Source organism: Novosphingobium sp. KA1 (assembly GCF_017309955.1).
Classification (GTDB): domain Bacteria; phylum Pseudomonadota; class Alphaproteobacteria; order Sphingomonadales; family Sphingomonadaceae; genus Novosphingobium.
Genome location: NZ_CP021248.1, coordinates 113,214 through 132,782, shown reverse-complemented (window position 1 = coordinate 132,782; position 19,569 = coordinate 113,214). Strand labels below are relative to the sequence as shown.

At 66.7% G+C, this 19,569-nt stretch carries 14 protein-coding genes; 7 read left to right on the top strand and 7 right to left on the bottom strand.

All coding sequences use genetic code 11. The annotated features are described in order from the left end of the window. Window position 1: 1 nt before the first annotated feature. Entirely contained in the window at window positions 2-1,534 is a 1,533-nt protein-coding gene (locus CA833_RS18340) for an acyl-CoA synthetase (RefSeq protein ID WP_207080732.1), read from the bottom strand. Between the two features lie 247 nt (window positions 1,535-1,781). On the opposite strand from CA833_RS18340, the gene CA833_RS18335 reads away from it, so the two are divergent. Genes CA833_RS18335 through CA833_RS18310 form a run of 6 tightly spaced genes read left to right on the top strand, consistent with a single transcriptional unit; the run spans window position 1,782 to window position 9,124 of the window. After that, window positions 1,782-4,037, top strand: coding sequence for a TonB-dependent receptor (locus tag CA833_RS18335; protein WP_207080731.1), 2,256 nt, complete (start codon window positions 1,782-1,784; stop codon window positions 4,035-4,037). Window positions 4,038-4,051: 14 nt separating this feature from the next. After that, window positions 4,052-5,296, top strand: a complete 1,245-nt coding sequence (locus tag CA833_RS18330) for a cytochrome P450 (protein ID WP_207080730.1) — start codon at window positions 4,052-4,054, stop codon at window positions 5,294-5,296. A gap of 10 nt (window positions 5,297-5,306) precedes the next feature. After that, entirely contained in the window at window positions 5,307-6,791 is a 1,485-nt protein-coding gene (locus CA833_RS18325; protein ID WP_242526523.1) for an aldehyde dehydrogenase, read from the top strand. Beyond that, window positions 6,788-7,204, top strand: a complete 417-nt coding sequence (locus CA833_RS18320; protein WP_207080729.1) for a GFA family protein — start codon at window positions 6,788-6,790, stop codon at window positions 7,202-7,204. The genes CA833_RS18325 and CA833_RS18320 overlap by 4 nt, the downstream gene beginning before the upstream one ends. 2 nt (window positions 7,205-7,206) lie before the next feature. Next, window positions 7,207-8,007, top strand: coding sequence for an SDR family NAD(P)-dependent oxidoreductase (locus CA833_RS18315; protein ID WP_207080728.1), 801 nt, complete (start codon window positions 7,207-7,209; stop codon window positions 8,005-8,007). A gap of 13 nt (window positions 8,008-8,020) precedes the next feature. Beyond that, window positions 8,021-9,124, top strand: coding sequence for an NAD(P)-dependent alcohol dehydrogenase (locus CA833_RS18310; RefSeq protein ID WP_207080727.1), 1,104 nt, complete (start codon window positions 8,021-8,023; stop codon window positions 9,122-9,124). Between the two features lie 358 nt (window positions 9,125-9,482). Here the strand turns inward: CA833_RS18310 and CA833_RS18305 are convergent, their stop codons facing one another. From CA833_RS18305 to CA833_RS18290, 4 genes are read right to left on the bottom strand one after another with little or no spacing between them, the layout of a single operon-like run. After that, entirely contained in the window at window positions 9,483-10,970 is a 1,488-nt protein-coding gene (locus tag CA833_RS18305) for a class I adenylate-forming enzyme family protein (protein ID WP_207080726.1), read from the bottom strand. Window positions 10,971-10,977: 7 nt separating this feature from the next. Further along, entirely contained in the window at window positions 10,978-12,405 is a 1,428-nt protein-coding gene (locus tag CA833_RS18300; RefSeq protein ID WP_207080725.1) for an aldehyde dehydrogenase family protein, read from the bottom strand. Between the two features lie 12 nt (window positions 12,406-12,417). Continuing rightward, on the bottom strand, window positions 12,418-13,440 hold the full coding sequence (locus CA833_RS18295; protein ID WP_207080724.1) for a zinc-binding dehydrogenase: 1,023 nt from the start codon (window positions 13,438-13,440) through the stop codon (window positions 12,418-12,420). A gap of 26 nt (window positions 13,441-13,466) precedes the next feature. Continuing rightward, a complete protein-coding gene (locus tag CA833_RS18290; protein ID WP_207080723.1) occupies window positions 13,467-15,185 on the bottom strand; it encodes a thiamine pyrophosphate-binding protein in 1,719 nt (572 codons plus the stop codon). 195 nt (window positions 15,186-15,380) lie between these two features. Here CA833_RS18290 and CA833_RS18285 point away from each other — a divergent pair, with 195 nt between their 5' ends. Next, window positions 15,381-16,133, top strand: a complete 753-nt coding sequence (locus CA833_RS18285) for a LuxR C-terminal-related transcriptional regulator (protein WP_207080722.1) — start codon at window positions 15,381-15,383, stop codon at window positions 16,131-16,133. Window positions 16,134-16,263: 130 nt separating this feature from the next. Here the strand turns inward: CA833_RS18285 and CA833_RS18280 are convergent, their stop codons facing one another. Next, window positions 16,264-18,642, bottom strand: a complete 2,379-nt coding sequence (locus tag CA833_RS18280; protein ID WP_207080721.1) for a TonB-dependent receptor — start codon at window positions 18,640-18,642, stop codon at window positions 16,264-16,266. A gap of 102 nt (window positions 18,643-18,744) precedes the next feature. After that, window positions 18,745-19,557 (bottom strand): SDR family NAD(P)-dependent oxidoreductase, encoded by an 813-nt coding sequence (locus CA833_RS18275; RefSeq protein ID WP_207080720.1) that lies wholly within the window; start codon window positions 19,555-19,557, stop codon window positions 18,745-18,747. Window positions 19,558-19,569 lie beyond the last annotated feature (12 nt).

Genomic DNA, 19,569 nt, shown 5'->3' with positions numbered 1-19,569 from the left:
CTCATGCGGCGCGGAACTCGTCGATGAGCTTGCGTTTCATGAGCTTTCCCGTCGGCTCGCGCGGCAGTTCATCCCGGAACACGAATGCCTTGGGTGTCTTGACCCCGCCCAGCGCGGAGCGGGTGAAGCCTGCCAGTTCGTCCGCCAGTTCGTCCGCCAGCTCGGGCCCCGCGACCACGCCGGGCGCCAATTGCACCACCGCCATGACCCTTTCGCCCAGGTCCTCGTCCGGAACGCCGATCACGGCGACGTCGGCAACCCTGGGGTGGGTGACCAGACAGTTCTCGATCTCCTGCGGGTAGATGTTCACCCCGCCCGAAATGATCATGAAGCTGCGACGGTCGGTCAGATAGAGATAACCGTCCCGGTCGACATGCCCGACATCCCCAAGTGTCGCCCAGCCCCGGGCATTGATGGCAGCGGCGGTCTTTTCCGGGTCGTTGTGATAGGCGAACGCAGGGCCGTCGGCGAAATAGACGTCGCCCGTCTCGCCCGCCGGCAGTTCCTCGCCGTCCGGCCCGAGAATCCGGACATTGCCCAGCACGGCCTTGCCCACCGAGCCCGGCCTTGCCAGCCACTCGTCCGAGGCCAGCGCCGTGATGCCGCAGCATTCGGTGCCCGAATAGTATTCGTGCACGATAGGCCCCCACCAGTCGATCATCGCCTGCTTGACCGCGACCGGACACGGCGCCGCGGCGTGGATCACGGCACGCAGCGAGGAATGATCGTGGCGGGCGCGGACTGGCGGGGGAAGTTTGAGCAGCCTGACGAAGTGCGTCGGCACCCAGGTGGCGTGGGTGATACGGTGCGCCTCGATCATCGCCAGCGCGGCTTCGGCATCGAAGCGCTGCATGACGACAACCGTGCCGCCAAGCCGGTGGATCGTCATCGCCCAGCGCAGCGGAGCGGCATGGTAGAGCGGCGAGGTCGACAGATAGATCGTCTCCTCGCTCATCCCGTAGAGGCCTGTTCCCATCGTCTCGAGCGGGGTCGTTTCATCGAGCGGGCCTTGCGGGAGCGGTGGTTTTACGCCCTTGGGCCGTCCGGTCGTGCCCGAAGAATAGAGCATGTCGGTTCCGGCGCTTTCATCCGCCACGGGCGTTTCGGGGAAACGTGCAGCCGCGTCCCGCCAGCCGCCCAGCCCCTGCGCGGCGGTATTGACGACATAACCCGCAGCGCCCGGAACCTCGCGCAGCGCCGCCGCCGCCAGCTCCGCCAGCCGGTCCGACGCGACCAGGACGCGGGCATTGGCGTCTTTCAGGATATAGGCGATTTCGGCGGCGCTCAGCTTCGTGGAAATGCTGGTCAGGTAGAGCCCCGTGCGCTGCGCCGCCCAGCTCACTTCGAAGATCGCGCTCTCATTGTCCATGAGCACCGCGACGACCTCGCCCCGCCTGCACCCGATCGCGCGCAGGAAATGGGCGCCGCGATTGGCCGCGGATTCCAGCTCGCCATAGGTCACGGTCTCGCCCGCCTCGGGAATGACCAGAGCGGGACGGCTCGCATGGCTGACGGCAAAGTGCCTGGGATGCATGGGTGAAATCTCTCCGCAATCGATACCGGCGGGCCTCTTTTGCAGGGCCGTCCGGAACTGGCTTCAGGCGCTGACGCCCGGCTTGACCGCGACACTGAAGCCCGGAGCCGGTCCAGCTCAAGACAAGCGCAAGAAATGCCAAAATCGGTATCAAGCCCGGGTAAAGCCAATCGCGCAGGCCTTCGTTACCAAGGAGCCAACCCGAAAGCCCCTCGAACAAAAACGGGGCATGGGAGGAGAGGTACACATGAAGATCACTGCCGGGAGAATTGCGTCCGCCGTCCTGTGCTGCGGCGTTTCCAACATCGCTGTCGCTCAGGAAGCGGCGCCTGCGCCTCAGGAAGTCGAAGCCCCCCAGCAGGCCGCACCCGGCGACATCATCGTGACCGCGCAGCGCCGTTCGCAGTCGCTTCTCAATGTCCCTCTCGCCATTTCCGCGCTGGGCGGAGATACTCTCGAAACCAAGGGGATTTCCAATTCCGCCTCGCTGGCCACGGCAGTGCCCAACCTGCAGGTCAGCAGCTCCTTCGGTCGCACCCAACCCAACTTCTCGCTGCGCGGCATCAGTGTCGCGAACGAGTTCAATGCCAACCAGGCCTCTCCCGTCGGCGTCTACATCGACGACGTCTACATCGCCGCGCGCACCAGCCACGGGATGGGCCTGTTCGATCTGGACCGCGTGGAAGTGCTGCGCGGCCCGCAAGGAACCCTGTTCGGGCGCAATACCACCGGCGGCGCCATCAACTTCATCACCCGCCAGCCCAAGCTGCAAGGAACCGAGGGCTACGTCGAGGCCGGCTACGGCAACTTCAACACGTTCAAGGCACAGGGCGCGATCGAGACCACCATGGTCGAGGATCAGCTCGGCCTGCGCGCCGCCATCAATTACGAAAAGGGCGACGGCCAGATCAGCAACGTCTACCCCGGCGGTCCCGACGCCAACAGCGTGAACACGTTGCAGGGCCGCGTGGCCCTGCGCGCCAAGCCCGGCAACGGCGCGCTCGACATCAAGATCCGCGCCTATGCCGGACGCGACCGAGGCACGCAGGCGACCCCGCTCGGCATCCCGAGCGAGCGCGCCGCCTCGGGTCTGGGCTTCTTCGAGGTGAACGAGAACCGCGTCGGCCTCAGCCGCACCAATGCCTGGGGCGCGGCGGCCAACGTCTCGCTCGAACTCAGTCCCACGGTGACGGTGACGTCGATCACCTCCTACGATGGCGGCAAGCTCGATCTGGCCCAGGCGGCGGACGGATCGCCGCAGGACGTTCTCGACATCCACTGGAAGTCGAATTTCCGCCAGTTCAGCGAGGAAACGCGCGTCAACTACGACGGCGATGCGCTCAAGCTGGTCGGCGGCCTGTTCTATGGCTGGGATCGCACTGTCACCGACAACCGCTTCAACATCGGCAGCGCGCTCGGCGCGGGCGTCGACGGCGGATTCTTCCAGCACTACCGTCAGGATCGCCGATCCTATGCGGTATTCCTTCAGGGCGACTACGACCTGACCGACAAGCTCGTGCTGACGCTCGGCGCGCGCTACACTTGGGATCGCGCCAAGTACCGCGATGGCTACGCCTTCCTCTTCGCCGGCGGCGTCGACGATGCGATGACGCCGATCGCCACTACCGTGCCGTGCGACACCGCGCCGGGCACCTGCGCCTATGATCCGGGTGCCCGCTTCAACCTCGACGGCAAGAACAACGCCCTGACCGGCCGCGCCGCCCTGAGCTATACGTTCGACAGCGGCATGCTGGTCTATGCCAGCTACAGCCGGGGATACCGGTCGGGCGCCTTCAACGGCGGCAGCTACACCTCCTCCTCGGGCGTCAACTACGTCGAGCCGGAGCGCGTGAATGCCTACGAAGCGGGCGTCAAGGGCAGGCTGCTGGACAATGCCCTGACGCTGTCGGCCGCCGGTTTCTATTACGACTATCGCAACCAGCAGGTGCAGGATCTGCGCGCCGGTCCGGTCAATATCCTGGTCAACGCGCCCAAGGCGGAAGTCTATGGCGGTGAAGTGGAAGCGACCCTGCGGGCGGCGCCCCGCTTCGTGATCAACGCCTCGGCAGGCTACCTGCATGCGACCTACAAGGACCTCACGCTGCAGGGTGTCGACCTCTCCGGAAACGCCCTGCCCTTCGCGCCGCACTGGACCGCGCAGCTCGGTTTCGACTGGAAGATCATCGACGGCAGCCGGGATACCGTCACGTTCTCGCCCACGGTCAACTACTTCAGCCGCCAGTACTTCTCGCCGTTCAACACCACCGACGTGGCGGGCACCGGCCAGGTCAATTCCGAGCTTCAGCAGCGCGCCTATGCAAAGGTCGATGCGGCGCTGGTCTGGGAGCACGACAACGTCCAGATCCGCACCTGGATCAACAATGCCTTCAACCGCAAGGTCCTTGCCTATGGCCTCGACTTGCGCGGCGCGGGCTTCACCTACAACCTGCTCGTCCCTGCCGCGCCGCGCACGTACGGCGTGACCGCCCGCCTGAGCTTCTGAGGAGCCGCCCGGTGATGCCTGCAGCCCCCGCTTCGGCGCCTTCCGCTCCCGACCTCAAGGATCCCGATCTCTATCTGGACCGCGCGCCGCACGAGGTGTTCGAACGCTTGCGCCGTGAAAATCCGGTCTGCTGGACCCCGGAAAGCGACGGCGCGGGGTTCTGGTCGCTGACCCGCTATGCCGACATCGTCGAGGTTTCGCGCAATCCCGCGCTGTTCTCCTCGGCACGCGAGAACGGCGGCCACCGCATCTTCAACGAGAACGACGTGGGGCTGACCGGGGCGGGGGAATCGGCCATCGGCACGCCCTTCATCTCGGTCGATCCGCCCAGGCATACCCAGTACCGCAAGTTCATCATGCCCGCGCTCGCGCCGGGGCGGCTCGCCGGAATCGAGGAGCGCATCCGCGAGCGCTGCCTCGCGCTGGTGGACAGGATCCCGCTGGGAGAGACGGTCGATCTGGTCCCCCTGCTGTCGGCGCCGCTGCCGCTGCTGACCCTGTGCGAACTGTTCGACCTGCCTGCCGACATGTGGGTCAAGCTCTACGACTGGACCAATGCCTTCGTGGGCGAGGACGATCCCGATTTTCGCCAGTCTCCCGAAGCGATGGCGGCCGTTCTCGGCGAGTTCATGGCCTTCTGCGGCGCCCTGTTCGAGGAACGCCGGGCCCGACCGGGGCAGGACCTCGCCACCCTGCTGGCAACCATGGACGTGAACGGCGAGCCGGTCACGCTGCGCGAGTTCACCGGCAACATGATCCTCGCGCTGGTCGGGGCCAACGAGACGACGCGCAATTCGCTCAGCCACAGCGTGGTCGCCTTTGCCGAGAACCCCGACCAGTGGGACCGCATCCGCGCCGAGCCGGACCTGCTCAGGAATGCCGTGCGCGAGATGGTGCGCCACGCCAGCCCCGTCATGCACATGCGCCGCACCGCCATGGCGGATACCGTGATCGGCGGACAGGCCGTCGCGAAGGGCGACAAGGTGGTCATGTGGTACATCGCCGCCAACCGCGACGAGAGCGTGTTTCCCGATCCGCACCGCTTCGACGTCGGACGCGGCAACATCCAGCATCTCGGCTTCGGCACCGGGCAGCACGTCTGCGTCGGCTCGCGCCTTGCGGAAATGCAGCTGCGGGTGGCCTTCGGCATCCTTGCCGAGCGTGTCGCCGGTTTCGCGGTGCAATCGGCGCCGCGCCGGTTCCGGTCCAACTTCATCAACGGACTGAAAAATCTCGATGTCGTCCTGACGCCGGGCTGAGGAGACAGCAGTGACCAATCTTCGCGTGTCCGAGGGCATTCACGGCTTCGCAGGGCTCGTCCTGCCCGACCTTTCGCTGCGCGCCGGGGGAGAGCCCTTGTTCGCCGCGGCAACGCTGCCGGACATCGACCCCTGCCGGGGGGAGACCTTCGCGGCGATCCCGCTGGCCTCGCCCGCCGATGTCGATCAGGTCGTCGAGGCCGCATGGCAGGCATTCCACGCGCCGGACTGGCGCGGGCTCGCCCCGCTGGCGCGCGAACGGCTGCTGCACCGGCTGGCCGATGCGATGGACGCCGACCTGCCGCGCCTTGCCGCGCTGGAGGCACTCGATACCGGCAAGCCCATCGCCATCGTCGAGGCCGTGGACATTCCGGCGGCGACCGCGTGGCTGCGCGCTTATGCGGGCTGGCCTTCCAAACTGGCGGGGCGCGCCGGGACACTGTCGGCGACGCCCGGCGAATACCATGTCTACTCCCGCCGCGAACCGATCGGCGTGGTGGCCGCGATCACCCCGTGGAACTTCCCGCTGGTGCTGGCCATGTGGAAGATCGCCCCGGCGCTTGCGGCGGGCTGTACGGTGGTCCTCAAACCCGCGCCGGAAACGCCGCTGAGCGCGCTGCGGTTGGTGGAACTGGCGCGGCAGGCCGGTTTTCCCGAAGGCGTGCTGAGTGTCGTGACCGGCGACGCCGCGACCGGGGCGGCACTGGCCGCGCATCCGCGCGTGGCCAAAGTGGCTTTCACCGGCTCGACCGCGACCGGACAGGCGATCCTGGCCGCCTCGGTGCCGGACCTGAAGCGGGTGACGCTGGAGCTGGGCGGCAAGTCCCCCTCGATCATCTGCGCCGATGCCGACCTGGCCGCCGCGATCCCGCAGGCGGCGATGGGCTGCTTCTTCAACGCGGGACAGGTCTGCTACGCGGGCACCCGCCTCTACGTGCACCGTTCGGTCTACGAGGACGTGCTGGAAGGTATCGCCGCTGCCGGCGGCGCCCAGAAACTGGGACCGAGCGCCGACCGTTCCAGCCAGCTCGGACCGCTCATCAGCGAGCGCCAGCATGCCCGCGTCACCGGCTTCGTGGAGCGGGCCAGGGCAGCCGGGATCGAGGCCATGCCGTCCTCGGCCGCGCTGCCGCAGCAGGGCTATTACCATGCCCCCACGGTGCTGCGGAACGTGCCCGCCGATGCCGAAGTCATGCGCGAGGAAGTGTTCGGCCCGGTGCTGGCCACCGCGCCCTTCGACGATATCGAGGAAGCGATCGCGGCGGCCAACGACAGCCCATTCGGGCTTGCCGCCCATGTCTTCACCCGCGACCTGAGCCTTGCCCACAAGGCCGCCGCCGCGATCGAGGCAGGGACGGTCTTCGTCAACTGCGTGATGCTGGCCGATCCCGCCTTCCCCTTCGGCGGCATGAAGATGTCGGGCATCGGCCGCGAGAACGGCAGCGAGGTGCTGGACGCCTATCTGGAACCCAAATCGGTGGTGATGGCCCTGTGACCGGGACGACGCACACGGGATCGTGCCTCTGCGGCAAGGTCCGCTATGCCTTCGAGGGCGATCCGCTCATGGTCGCGCTGTGCCACTGCCGCCATTGCCAGCGCCAGTCGGGCAGCGCCTTCTCGCTGGTGCTGGCCGTGGGCGATGCCGCCTACAGCCAGCAGGGCGAGACCCGTGTCTTTACCGACAGGGGCGAGAGCGGGCAGGCCGTCCGGCGCCACTTCTGCGCCGACTGCGGATCGCCGATCGTCTCGATTGCCGAGGCGATCCCCGGCCTGACGCTCATCAAGGGCGGCAGCCTCGACGATCCCGGCCGCTGGACGCCCAGTCTCGAGGCCTATTGCGACAGCAGCCTGCCCTGGATTCCTGCCGTGGCACGCGAACGCCACGCCCGTTCGAACATCGGAGAATGACCATGCCGACACCGCCCCTCGACCTTGCCGGCAAGATTGCCTGGGTAACCGGCGCGGCCTCCGGGATCGGGCGCGAAACCGCGCTGACGCTGGCCCGCCACGGCGCGACGGTGATCGCCAGCGATCTCGACATCGTCGGTGCGCGCGCAACCGCGCAAGCCTGCGGCGGCGACGCACTGGCATTGGCGCACGAAGTCAGCCAGGAAGCCGCCTGGGCCGCCTGCGCGCAAGTGGTAGCCGAGCGGTTCGGCCGGCTCGACGTGCTGGTGAACAATGCGGGCATCATGATGTCGCGGCCGTTCTCCGAGGCCCCGGTAGAGATGCTGCGCCGCCAGAACCGCATCAACGTGGAAAGCGTCTATATCGGCATGCAGACCGCCGAACCGCTGATGAAAGCGGCCATCGCCAAAGGCGCGGGCGGCGCCTCGATCGTCAATGTCGCCTCGATCTACGGCAAGGTCGCGGGCGCGCAGTTCGCCGCCTACAGCGCCACCAAGGGCGCGGTCCGGGCGCTCAGCAGGGCGGTCGCCTACGAATGGGCGGCCAGCGGCATTCGCGTGAACTGTGTCCTGCCCGGCCCGGTCCAGACCAATCTCGGCTCCGACTGGGACCCGCCGCGCGATGCCGAGGGCCATGCGATCCCGCCGGAAGCGGCGCTCGCGGCCTGGGCCGCGCTGATCCCGATGCAGCGCCTCGGCGCGGCGGGCGACATCGCACCGATGATCGCGTTCCTCGCCAGCGATGCCGCCGCCTTCGTGACAGGCGCCGAATTCGTGGCCGACGGCGGCTACACCGCCGCCTGAGGAGCATCGGATCATGGAGACACGCGCAGCCATCGCCCGTGAGGCACACGGCGACTTCACCCTTGAAACCATCGAGCTGGCCGCCCCCAGCGCGGGCGAAGTGCGCGTGCGCATCGCCGGTGTCGGCCTGTGCCATACCGACCTGATCGCCCGCGACCAGTTCATCCCGATCCCGCTTCCCGCGGTGCTGGGCCACGAAGGGGCGGGCGTGGTCGAGGCGGTCGGCGCGGGGGTCACCAAAGTGGCGGTGGGAGACCGGGTCGTACTGGGCTTCTCCAGCTGCGGCGATTGCCCCCGCTGCGCGGAGCATCTGCCCTCCTACTGCCGCGCGTTTCCCGTACTGAACTACGCCGGTGCACGCGCGGATGGCAGCACGCCCGTCAGCATCGCCGGCGCCCCGGTCTCGGCGAATTTCTTCGGCCAGTCGTCCTTCGCCGCCCATGCCCTGACCCACGAGCGCAACCTCGTGCGGATCGCGGCGGACGATGTCCCCCTGGAGTTGCTCGGGCCGCTGGGCTGCGGTTTCCAGACCGGCGCGGGCGGCGTCATGCGTTCGCTGGCCTGTCCCCCCGGCTCGACGATCGCGATCTTCGGCGGCGGCCCGGTCGGCCTTGCCGCCGTGATGGGCGCGGTGGTGCAGGGATGCGCGACGATCATTCTGGTCGAACCCTTTGCCGCGCGCCGCGACATGGCACTATCGCTGGGCGCCACCCACGTCATCGATCCCCGGGCGGGCGAGGCAGGGGCAGCCATTCGCGCCATCCTGCCGGACGGGGTGGAATTCGCCTTCGAAACCAGCGGCCGGGAAACGGTCGTGGAGACAGCCCTCGGCGCGCTTTCCAGCCACGGCCTGCTCGGGCTGGTCGGCGTGCCGCCCCGCCCCGACAGCAGCCTGTCGATCAACCTTGCCGCGCTCATCACGTACGGCCACCGCATCCACGGCATCGTCGAGGGAGACAGCGATCTCGACACCTTCATCCCGCACCTGGTCGAACTCTACCGGGCGGGCCGCTTCCCGTTCGACAGGCTGATCCGGACGTTCCCGCTGGATCGCATCAACGAGGCCGTCGCGGCGCAATTGCGGGGCGAATGCATCAAGGCCGTCCTGATCCCCTGAACGCGGCCGCCTCGGATCAACTGCTCTAAGATTTTGGTTTGACGCGTTTTCAGGGTCATCAGGTGAAATCACCTGATGACCCTGAAAACGCTCTAGGTCGTAAACTCATAAACGGCACCATCGAGGCGCCCAAATGGCGAACAGCTCGGGCCGAAGTTGCCGCCGGGCGGGCTGGTTGCCCGTCCAAAGCAGCTTCGGTTCGAGATGGAAGCCATTTGGGCGCCCCTTCGGGGTTTGACCAAAATGGCCCAGCGCTGCGTCGGGAAGTCTTGAAATATCGACATATTCCAGCGCCTTCCCTCCTGCCGCTGAGCCATTTTGCCTCAAACCTCGATGGCGCCGTTTATGAGTTTACGACCTAGCCACGCAGCGCACGCCGCAGGATCTTGCCGGTCGGCGTCTTGGGCAAATCATCGAGCATGGCGATGATGCGCGGCACCTTGTAGGCGGCCAGATGCGTGCGGCAAAAGGCGATGAGCTCCTGCTCGTCCAGCGAGGCGCCCTTGCGCAGGCTGATGACCGCTTTCACCGTCTCGCCGCGATAGGCGTCCGGAGCCCCGACCACGGCGGCTTCCCGGATCGCGGGATGGGCATAGAGGACATCCTCCACCTCGCGCGGCCAGACCTTGAAGCCGGACGCGACGATCATGTCCTTCTTGCGATCGATCAGATAGATCCAGCCCTGATCGTCCATCACGCCGATGTCCCCGGTGCGGAAGCCTTCGACACGCATGGCCTCGTCGGTCGCCTCTCGTGCCTGCCAGTATTCCTCAACGACACTGGGACCGGCCACCACGATCTCTCCGGCTTCGCCCGGCAGGCAGGTCTCGCCCTGTTCGCCGAGAAGGAGCACCCTGGTGCCCGGCACCGCCTTGCCGGTGGACAGCGCGCCACTGGCAGGGTCGACGGGCGCCTCCGGCTCCCGCGGGCAGGCGATGACGGGCGCCACCGTCTCGGTAAGACCATAGACATTGCGAAGGGTTACGCCTGTCGCCTCCCGGAACCGGTCCCGCAGGGCCGGCGCCACGGGCGCTCCGCCCGAGAAGACCGTCCGCAGGCTGGCGACCCGTTCCGGCGCAAAAGCAGGCGCCTCGATCAGCGCCACAAGCGCCGTCATCGCCGCGACCGTGAAGACCGGCCGGTGCCGCTCGATCGCCTCCAGCACCGCTTCGGCCTGAAAGCGATACGTCAGGATCAGCGGCGCGCGGGCCGCCAGAGCCGCGCCGATATGGCCGCTAAGCCCGGTCACATGGAACAGCGGCGCAGCGGCAAGGATCGGCTCACCGGGCTGGAGACGTGCCGCCGTGCGGTAGAACCGCGCACCTGCCAGCAGATTGGCGTGGCGGATCACCGCTCCCTTGGGCTGGCCGGTGGTGCCGGAGGTATAGACCAGCATGAGCGGATCGCGCGGGCGCGCGGCGAACGGTTGCGCCTCTGCCGATTGCGGAAAAGTCCCCCCCTCCCCCACCGTGAAGCGCAACAGGCCCGGCAGAGCATCGCCCAGCACATCCCGTGCATGAGCAAGCTCGCAGACCACGGCGCGCGGCGTGCAGTCGGCCGCCACGCGCTCCACTTCCGCCGCCCGGTACATCGGGTTGATCGGCACCGTGACCACGCCGGCCTTGGCCGCCCCCAGCAAGGCCACGAGGAATTCGGGCACGTTCTGGAGGCACAGCAGCATCCGCTCGCCCGGGGCGATCCCGGCCTCGGCCAGCGCGGCGGCAAAACCGTCGCTCTGGCCCTCCAGCCAGCGAAAGCTGCGGCTTTGCCCGCGATGGAAGATCGCGGGGGCGTCCGCGTCCAGCGCGAGCGCGTCCGCCAGGAGGTCGAGCAGGGAAGCCTTCATCCGTCCGTCAGCCCTGTGCCGCCGCACCCATCACCGCCTTTACCTCCAGGAAGTCTCCGAAGGCATGGGCACCCCATTCGCGGCCGTTGCCCGATTGCTTGTAGCCGCCGAACGGTGCGGTCAGATCGAGTTCGGGGTAATTGAGATAGACCTGCCCGGCGCGCATTCGGCCCGCCACGGCTTCGGCTTCGGGACCGGCGCCCTGCACATAGGCGGCAAGCCCGTAAGGCGTATCGTTGGCGATGGCGATCGCCTGCTCCTCGTCCTCGTAACCGAGGATGGCCAGGACGGGACCGAAAATCTCCTCGCGGGCGATCGTCATGTCGTTGGTGACATCGGCAAACACCGTGGGTTTCACATAGTAGCCGTCCTCCAGTTGGTCGGGCTTGCCGGGACCGCCGCCGACAAGCGAAGCGCCTTCGGCAATGCCCGCCTCGATCAGCCGCTGGATCTTGTTCCATTGCACTTCGCTGACCACCGGGCCCAGCCTGGCATTGCTTTCCGGCCGCCCGACCGTCTGTTCGGCCAGCGCCTCGGCGGCGATGGCCTTGGCCTCGGCCATGCGCGCGTGCGGGACCAGCATGCGCGAGGGCGCATTGCAGGACTGGCCGGAATTGACCATCATCGCCGCGACCCCGCCGGAAACCGCCGCCTTCAGATCGGCGGACGGCAGCACGATGTTCGCGGACTTGCCGCCCAGTTCCTGATGGACGCGCTTCACCGTGGCGGCAGCGGCGCGGGCAACCTCCACCCCGGCGCGGGTCGATCCGGTGAAGGACATCATGTCGACATCGGGATGGGCCGAAAGCGCCGCCCCCACGCCCGGCCCGTCACCGTGAACGAGATTGAAGACCCCGGCCGGCACCCCCGCCTCCGCCATGATCTCGGCAAAGATCTGACCGGAAAAAGGCGCGACTTCGGAGGGCTTCAGAACCATCGTGCAGCCCACCGCGATGGCCGGGGCGACCTTGCAGGCGATCTGGTTGAGCGGCCAGTTCCACGGCGTGATGAAGCCGCAGACGCCGACCGGCTCCCTGACGAGGCGCGTGGTGCCGGTCTGCTCGCTGAACCTGTAGCTACCCAGCAATTGCCGGGCGACCTGGAGATGACCGATGCCGATGGGCACTTGCGCAGCGCTGGCCAGCCAGGCCGGCGCGCCCATTTCGGCGGTCACGGCCGCCGCAAGATCGTCGGCCCGCTTCTGGTAGACGGCGATGATCGCATCCAGCAGGTCGGCGCGATCCTTGACGCTGCTGCGGGAATAGCTGTCGAAGGCGTGCCGCGCAGCGGCGACCGCGGCGTTCACGTCGGCCTCGCCGCCCAGCGCCACTGTACCTGCAACCCCGGCATCGGCCGGGTTGATCACGTCGATCACGGCGGACGTCGAAGGGGCGACCCAGCGGCCGTCGATATAGAATGTCAGCGCCTCGCGCATGGCTCTCTCCTGTTATGCCTTTACCATCATCTTGATCTGTTCCCCGCCCGTTGTCAGCGCGGCGAAGGCCCGGTCGACGTGTGTCAGCGTCGTCTCGCCGGTCAGCATCGGCGCCAGCGCTTCGGGGCGGGCGCAGATCATCGCGAAAGCCTCGGCGAATTCCTGCGCGCAATAGGCAAAGACGAACCGCAGCTGGAGCGACTTCTGGATCAGCAAGGCCGGTTCGATTCCATCGGTTTCCATGCAGACCCCGGCCACGACGATCGTTGCTGCGACCGGCGCGGCTTCGGCGATGGCCGCAAGCATGCCGGGCTTGCCCACGCATTCGAACAGCACCGCGCGTCTATGCGTGCCATGCACCGCCGCCATCGTGTCGGACAGGCCGATGTGAAGGTCATGCCCGCGCCACCACGCCGTGCTGGCCGCGCCGTCGGGGGCGATCACGGCGTCCGCCCCCATCCTTTCCGCCATGGCCCGGCGCGCCGGGACGGGATCGATGGCCAGCACCGGCCCCAGCCCCAGCGCCTTGAGCCGGGCGATGATGAAGAGCCCCACCGGCCCGCAGCCATAGACCGCAAAGGCACAGTCCGTGTCCGCGCCCGACTGGTTGACCGCATGGACCGCGACGGCAAGCGGCTCGGTCATGGCGGCGACGTCGGTGGGCACATGGTCCGGCACCGCATGCAGCGCATCGCCTTGCAGCAGCATCCGTTCCGCAAATGCACCGTTGTAGCGGTTCGAATAGCCGATCAGCACCAGCCCCTCGGCATCGACGAGAAAGGGCTGCGCCACCACCCGCTGGCCGGCCGCAAGCCCGGCTGCCGGCTCCAGCAGGGCGGCGCAGAACTCGTGCCCCATCACCACGGGTCGGTCCGGGTCCATGAAGCCCCGGAACCCGGCACGGTGGAGCAGGTTGCAGAGGTGGTCGCCGTGATCGCGCGCGTGAAGGTCGCTGCCGCAGACCCCGCAGGCGAGCGGCGCGACCAGAACCTGTCCCGCAGCGGGGACGGGTTCCGGCACCTCTTCCACACGCATCCTGCCCTTGTGAAGGACCGCCGCCTTCACAGCTGGATGTTCTCGTAATAGGGGACCATGACCTCGTTGTCCGCCGGTTCGCCGAGCATCGCGGCGGTCATGGGAAGCACCACGTCAGCATCGACCGTCACGTCGATGCAGCCCGGCAGGCCCGAGGCGAAGGCACGGGCGATGGCCGGGCCGATCTCGTCCAGACTGTCGACACGCTCGGCGTAGCAGCCGAAGCCCCTGGCGATCTCGTGGTACTTGATGTCGCCCAGCACGGAAATGCAGCTGTAGTTCTCGCCGTAGAGGATCTGCTGGCCGTGCAGCGATTGCCCCCAGCAGCTGTTGTTGAGCACGACGGTGATGATCGGCAGCTTCTGCCGCACCATCGTCTCGAATTCCTGCAAGTGGAAGCCGAGGGCGCCGTCTCCGGAAATCTGCACCACGGGCTTGCCCGGGCGCGCATAGGCCGCGCCGACCGCAAGCCCGAACCCGACGCCGAGCGCCCCAAGCTGGCCGAACGTCAGGACCCCGCCGGGATGGGCCACGCGGGCATGGTATCCCGCCCAAAGCCCCGCCTCGCCGCCTTCGAGGACAAACGTGGTGCCTTCCGGCGCGCCCGAAACCGCGGCCTTGGCGGCGAAATAGGGGTTGATCTTGCCGGAACGGGTCTCGGGCGAGAACTCCGAACCGACGATCGAGGCCGCCTTGCGCATCGTGTCCCGCCAGGCGCCGAAGCGTTCCGGTGCCTCGTCCCAGGCCCGCGCCAGCGCGTCCATGGTCGCGCCGACGCTCGCCGTGGTGGCAAGCGCGGGCTGATGGATCCGGCCGAACTCGGCGGCATCGGCGTGAACCTGCACGATCCTTGCGTCTTCGGGGAAGAAGGTGCGGGTCCGCCCGCCCAGGAACAGGCCGAAGCGCGAGCCCAGCATCAGGATCAAGTCCGGCGCTTCCTCCTGCGCGATGGCAACGGCAATCGCGCTCGGGTCATGGGCATAGCCGGGGTGACCGGGATCGAGCAGGCCGAGCGAACGGCTGCTGAAGACCGCGGGAATGCCCAGTCTGTCAAGAAAGTCGCGCACTTGCGCGGGGGAGGACTGATAGCGGGCCAGGCTGCCGAAGATCGCGACGGGGCGCCGGGCCGCTTTCAGCAGGTCCACCATTTCATCAACATGGTCGGCAAGCGGGGCCGTCGGGATCGGCTGGACCGGGCGCGGCAAAGGGTCGGGGCGCCGGGCCGGACGCGCCATGACGTCGATCGGCAGTTCCACAAAGACCGGCCCCGGACGGCCGCTCACGGCAATCGTGATGGCATTGGCGAGCAGGTCGGGAATCCGGTCGGGATCGGTTATGCGGATCGCGTGCTTCACGACCGGGGTCGCCATCGCCACCTGATCGACACCGCCCTGCAGGACGTTGAGCGCTTCCTCGCGCAGCGGCGGGGCGCCCGCCATGAACAGGACCGGCGTGCCGTCCAGCCGGGCATTGGCCATGCAGGTCAGCGCGTTGGTAAAACCGGGACCGGCCGTGATCATGCACACGCCCAGGTCGCCGGTAACCCGTGCCCAGCCTTCAGCGGCGTGGCCGGAGCAGGCTTCGTGACGGGAATCGACCAGATCGATCCCCTCGTCGAGGAAACCCTTGAACGCGGCATCGAGATGACCGCCATGCAGGGCAAATATCGTGGTGACACCGGCTTCCCGCAGCGTGCGCGCGACCAGCGCCCCGCCGTCCGTCATGATCTTCTGCCCTTCGGCCATTCCAGCATCCCTTCACCGGTTATCGTGTTGAAGGGCAGGTTAGCGAGCGACGGCGCGAGTGGGGATTGACGGAAACCCGTTATTGGGACGTGCCGCCTCTTGCCCTAGACGGGAAAGGCTATCCATGCCGCGCGCGCGGCTATAGGGTGGTCGATAATTTCCGAGCCCGGAAAACGGGCCGGACGGGAGAGTGACATGGAGATGAGTGTCAGGCTTTCAGGCGGTATCTGCGATTTCACGCGGCATATCGTGGAATCGTGCGATCTCGACAGTGCGTCGATCTTCCTCTGCGACCGGGTGTCGAACCAGCCGCAGCTGTCCTACCTCTTTCACACCGGCATCTCGGAGGAAGTGAAGGAAATCTATCACAGCAAGGCGGTGTTCGAGCACGATCCCTTCACCGATCCGCGCTTGCAGGAGCAACCGGACCGGGTCGATGACGACGGGGTTCTGGTGGGATCGGATCAGCGGGTCGGCTGTATCGCCAAGCCCTCCAGCCAATACTGGCAGTTCATGTACCACTACGGCATCGACGTCATCGGTGCCTCGACGCGCCGGTTGATGCCCGGGATCTATTCGACGATCGGCTTTCACCGCAAGCGGGCGGTCAAGCGGCTGGATCCGGTGTCGATGCCGCTGCTGAACCAGCTCGCACCGCGCCTCCAGGACATGGTGGCGGGGCACATGCTGCGCGAATTGCTCGACAAGGCCAACGGCCTCAGCACGTTCCGCACGAGTTACTTCAAAAGGACCGAGGCGGCTTCGTCGACACCGCTTTCGCCGCGCGAAACCCAGATCGCGCAGCTCGTGTGCCAGGGTAAGCTCAACAAGGAAATCGCCTATAGCACGGGCTTGTCGGAGCATACGGTGGAGAACCATCTGCGGCGCATCTATGCCAAGCTGTCGATCCACAACCGCTCGTCACTCGTGGCGTACATGACGCGTTGAGGCGGCTCCACGCGAGCCGCCGCAACGCGTTTCTCTTGAGCAGTTGATCAGACTGCGTCGGATCAACTGCTCTACGATTTTGGTTTTACGCGTTTTCCAATCAGGTGATACCACCTGATTGGAAAACGACCTAGAAATTGACCGAGAACGTTCCGCCGAACCAGCGCGGCATCTGATAGACCACTTCGCCGCTGTTCGCGACGGACGAGATGTCGAACAGGTTGATCGCCTTGCGGGTGTTGAACAGGTTGTTGACGTAGAAGCTGAGCGACCAGTTGTCGGCGGTATAGCCTGCCTGCGCATCGGCCACGAACAGGCTGGGTATCCTGGTCGATTGATTATTGAGAGAGTCCCGGTACATCCAGGTCCGTCCCCGCGCGGCGCCTTGCACATAGAGCTTGCCGTCGAACTGGTCCCATTCGTAACGCACGCGCGCATTGCCGGTGAAACTGGGCGCCAGCGGCAGGCGATTGTCCGACAGGATCGCGACGGCGCCGGTCGGGTTGTAGATGTCGTTCACCTTGGTGTGCACGTAGCCGCCCGACATCGAAAGCGAGAGGCCGAGCACCGGTGTTGCCGTCACTTCCAGTTCGCCGCCCCAGATCCTGGCATCGTTGTTGGTGATGACGTTGGTGATACCGATCAGGCTGGTGTTCTGCATGTTCTGGTAGTCATAGTAGAAGACGGCGCCGTTCACCCGCAACGTCCTGCCGAGCAGATCGGATTTCACGCCGAGTTCGAAGGCGTTGTTGGTCTCTTCCTTGAAGGGGCGCAGTTCCGGCGCGGTGCCGGTAACGTTGCCGGTGATGAAGCCGCCGCTCTTCTGTCCACGCTTGTAGCTGAGATAGATCAGTAGATCATTGCTGGGCTTGTAGTTCAGCTGCAGGTTTGCATTGACAAGGCCCTTGCGGAACCGGGCGAGATCCCCGTTATCGGCAATGGTGAGCCGGGTGAAGACCGCGTCGGGCGATGCGAATATCTGTTCACGCAGGGCTTCGTAGGCCTCGATCGACATCGGCAGCGGCGTATCGAGGGGCAGGGTCGTGGTGGCCGCGTTGACGCTGTTGAGCCGCTTGTTGTCATGCGTGTAGCGGACCCCGGCGATGACCGTCAGCTGGTGCGTGAGATCGTATTCCGCCTGTCCGAAGAACGCATAGCTGTCCAGTTTCTGCGCATCGCGGAAGGCTTGCCCATAAAGCGTGTCGCCAAACGGCGTGACCTCGGGACCGAAGAACAGGGGCGATGCCGAAGTCGTGAGGATCGACTGGTGCAGGTAGTTGGCGCCCGCGGTCAGGCGCAGGCCGTCGCCATCCCAGTTCACCCGGCCTTCGCTTGTCCAGTGCCGCGAACGGGCCTTGTTCGAGAAGTTGCACAGCGGCAGCGGCGTATGGTCGCAGTCCTCGATGCTGTACTTCTTCGATTCCAGCCAGCCGCCCAGCACGGTGACGTTGACGCCGCCGCCCGCATCGTAGTTCAGGGTCGCGAGATAGTGCTGCATCTTGCTCTGGAGTTCGTTGCCGCCATTGGCATTGGTGACGTCGCGCGCGCCTGCGCCGATGCTCTCCTGGCTCTGGCCGAAAGCGTCGGCGGGGATGGCGTAAGTCCCCGGCAGCCCGGCGATCTGGCCGACCGGATAGGCTTTTTCGTTGCCACCGGCGACCGGCCCCATCTTGCCCAGTTCCGCCTTCAGCAGCAGCGAAAGGGTGTCGGTCGGCTGGAACAGCGCCTGCAGACGGCCTGCGTAGAACTTGCCCGCCGCGCCCTTTCGCCAGTTGCTGTCGGGATTGATGTTACGCAAGTAGCCGTCGCTGGTGTCGGTCGAGAAGGCTCCGCGCAGCGCCAGCGTGTCACTGACCGGGACATTGAGAAAACCCTCGGTACGGATCGTGCCGCGCTCGGCCAGCGTCACCGACATCCGGCCGCCGGTGCCATCGAAATCGGGACGGTTGGTGTAGTAGTTGATGCTGCCCGCGGTCGCATTGCGGCCCTGCACGGTGCCCTGCGGCCCGCGCGCGACTTCGGTACGGGCGATGTCGAAGCTCAGGAAGTCGGCCTGCCCCGCGCCGATCATGTAGAATTCGTCGACATAGGCGGTAGCGGTCGCCTCGGTGGTATCCTGGAAATCGGGCTGGCCGACGCCGCGAATGGTGATCTGGGTGTTGAACCCCGGCGATGCGTAGGACCGCACGATCTCGATGTTCGGCGTAAAGTTGGCGACGTCCAGCGCGGTGGTGACGCCCAGTTCCCGCATCTGCTCGCCCGACAGCGCGCTGATCGAGGCCCCGACGTTCTGCAGCTTTTCCGCGCGGCGATTGGCGGTGACGACGATGTCCTGAATTCCTGCCTGTTCGGTCATGGCGGTTTCGGCATGGCCCAACGCGGGGCCCAACGCGGGGCCCGACGCGGGGCCCGAACCGGCGCCCTGCGGTTCCGGCCCCGTCTGCGCCCAGACCGCGGCCGGGCTGACCAGCGCAAGCGTGGCCACGGCGGTACGATAGATCGCTTTCATGTTCCTCCTCCATTTTTCGCTATTTTTTGCAATGCCGGGATAGCGCTCCACGGCGGGCGGGGTCGATTGACGGAAACCCGTCCGCCGCGGCGCCCTGTCGCTTCAGCGGCGCACGGCACTCTGCGCATCGGCGAGATGGCTCGCCCCGCCCAGCAGGCGCGAGAAGTTGGGCTGACCGGTGTGCGCGGTCATGCCCCCATCGACGACCAGATTATGGCCGTTGACGTAGGACGCATCGTCGGAAGCCAGGAAGGCGATGGCGCCGGCGATCTCGGAAGGGTCCGCAGGCCGTTTCATGGCGAGCACCGGTTCGTAGGCGGCCATGATCACCGGATTGCCGGTGAGACCGGTAGCCAGCGGCGTGGCGGTCAGGCCGGGGCTGACGGCATTGACCCGGATCTCGGGCGCATGATCGATGGCCATCGCCCGGGTCAGGTTGAGGACGGCGGCCTTGGCGGCGTTATAGGCGGCAAACCCGTAGTCCGCCGCCATGCCCGATGCCGAGGCGACGTTGACGATCGAGCCGCCGACCCGCGACAAGTGCGGAATCGCCTGCCTGCTGGCCCAGAACACCGCATCCACGTCGATGCCCATGACCTGCCGCCAATGTTCCAGATCGATCTCCGTCACCCGGCCGAACGAGCCCATGCCCGCATTGTTGACCAGCGTGTCGATCCGCCCGAAGCGGTCGAGGGTCGCATCGATCATGCGGTCGATCGCGGCCGGATCGAGCATGTCCACCTCGACCCCATGATGCCTGTCCCGCCCCAGGTCGCCGACCACCCGCGCCAGCGCGTCGGGCCGGATGTCCGCGACGACCACCGATGCGCCTTCAGCGGCAAACCGGCGCACGGCGGCCTCGCCGATGCCCGATGCACCGCCCGTGACGATGACAACCTTGTTCGCAAACCGCATGCCTCTACGCTC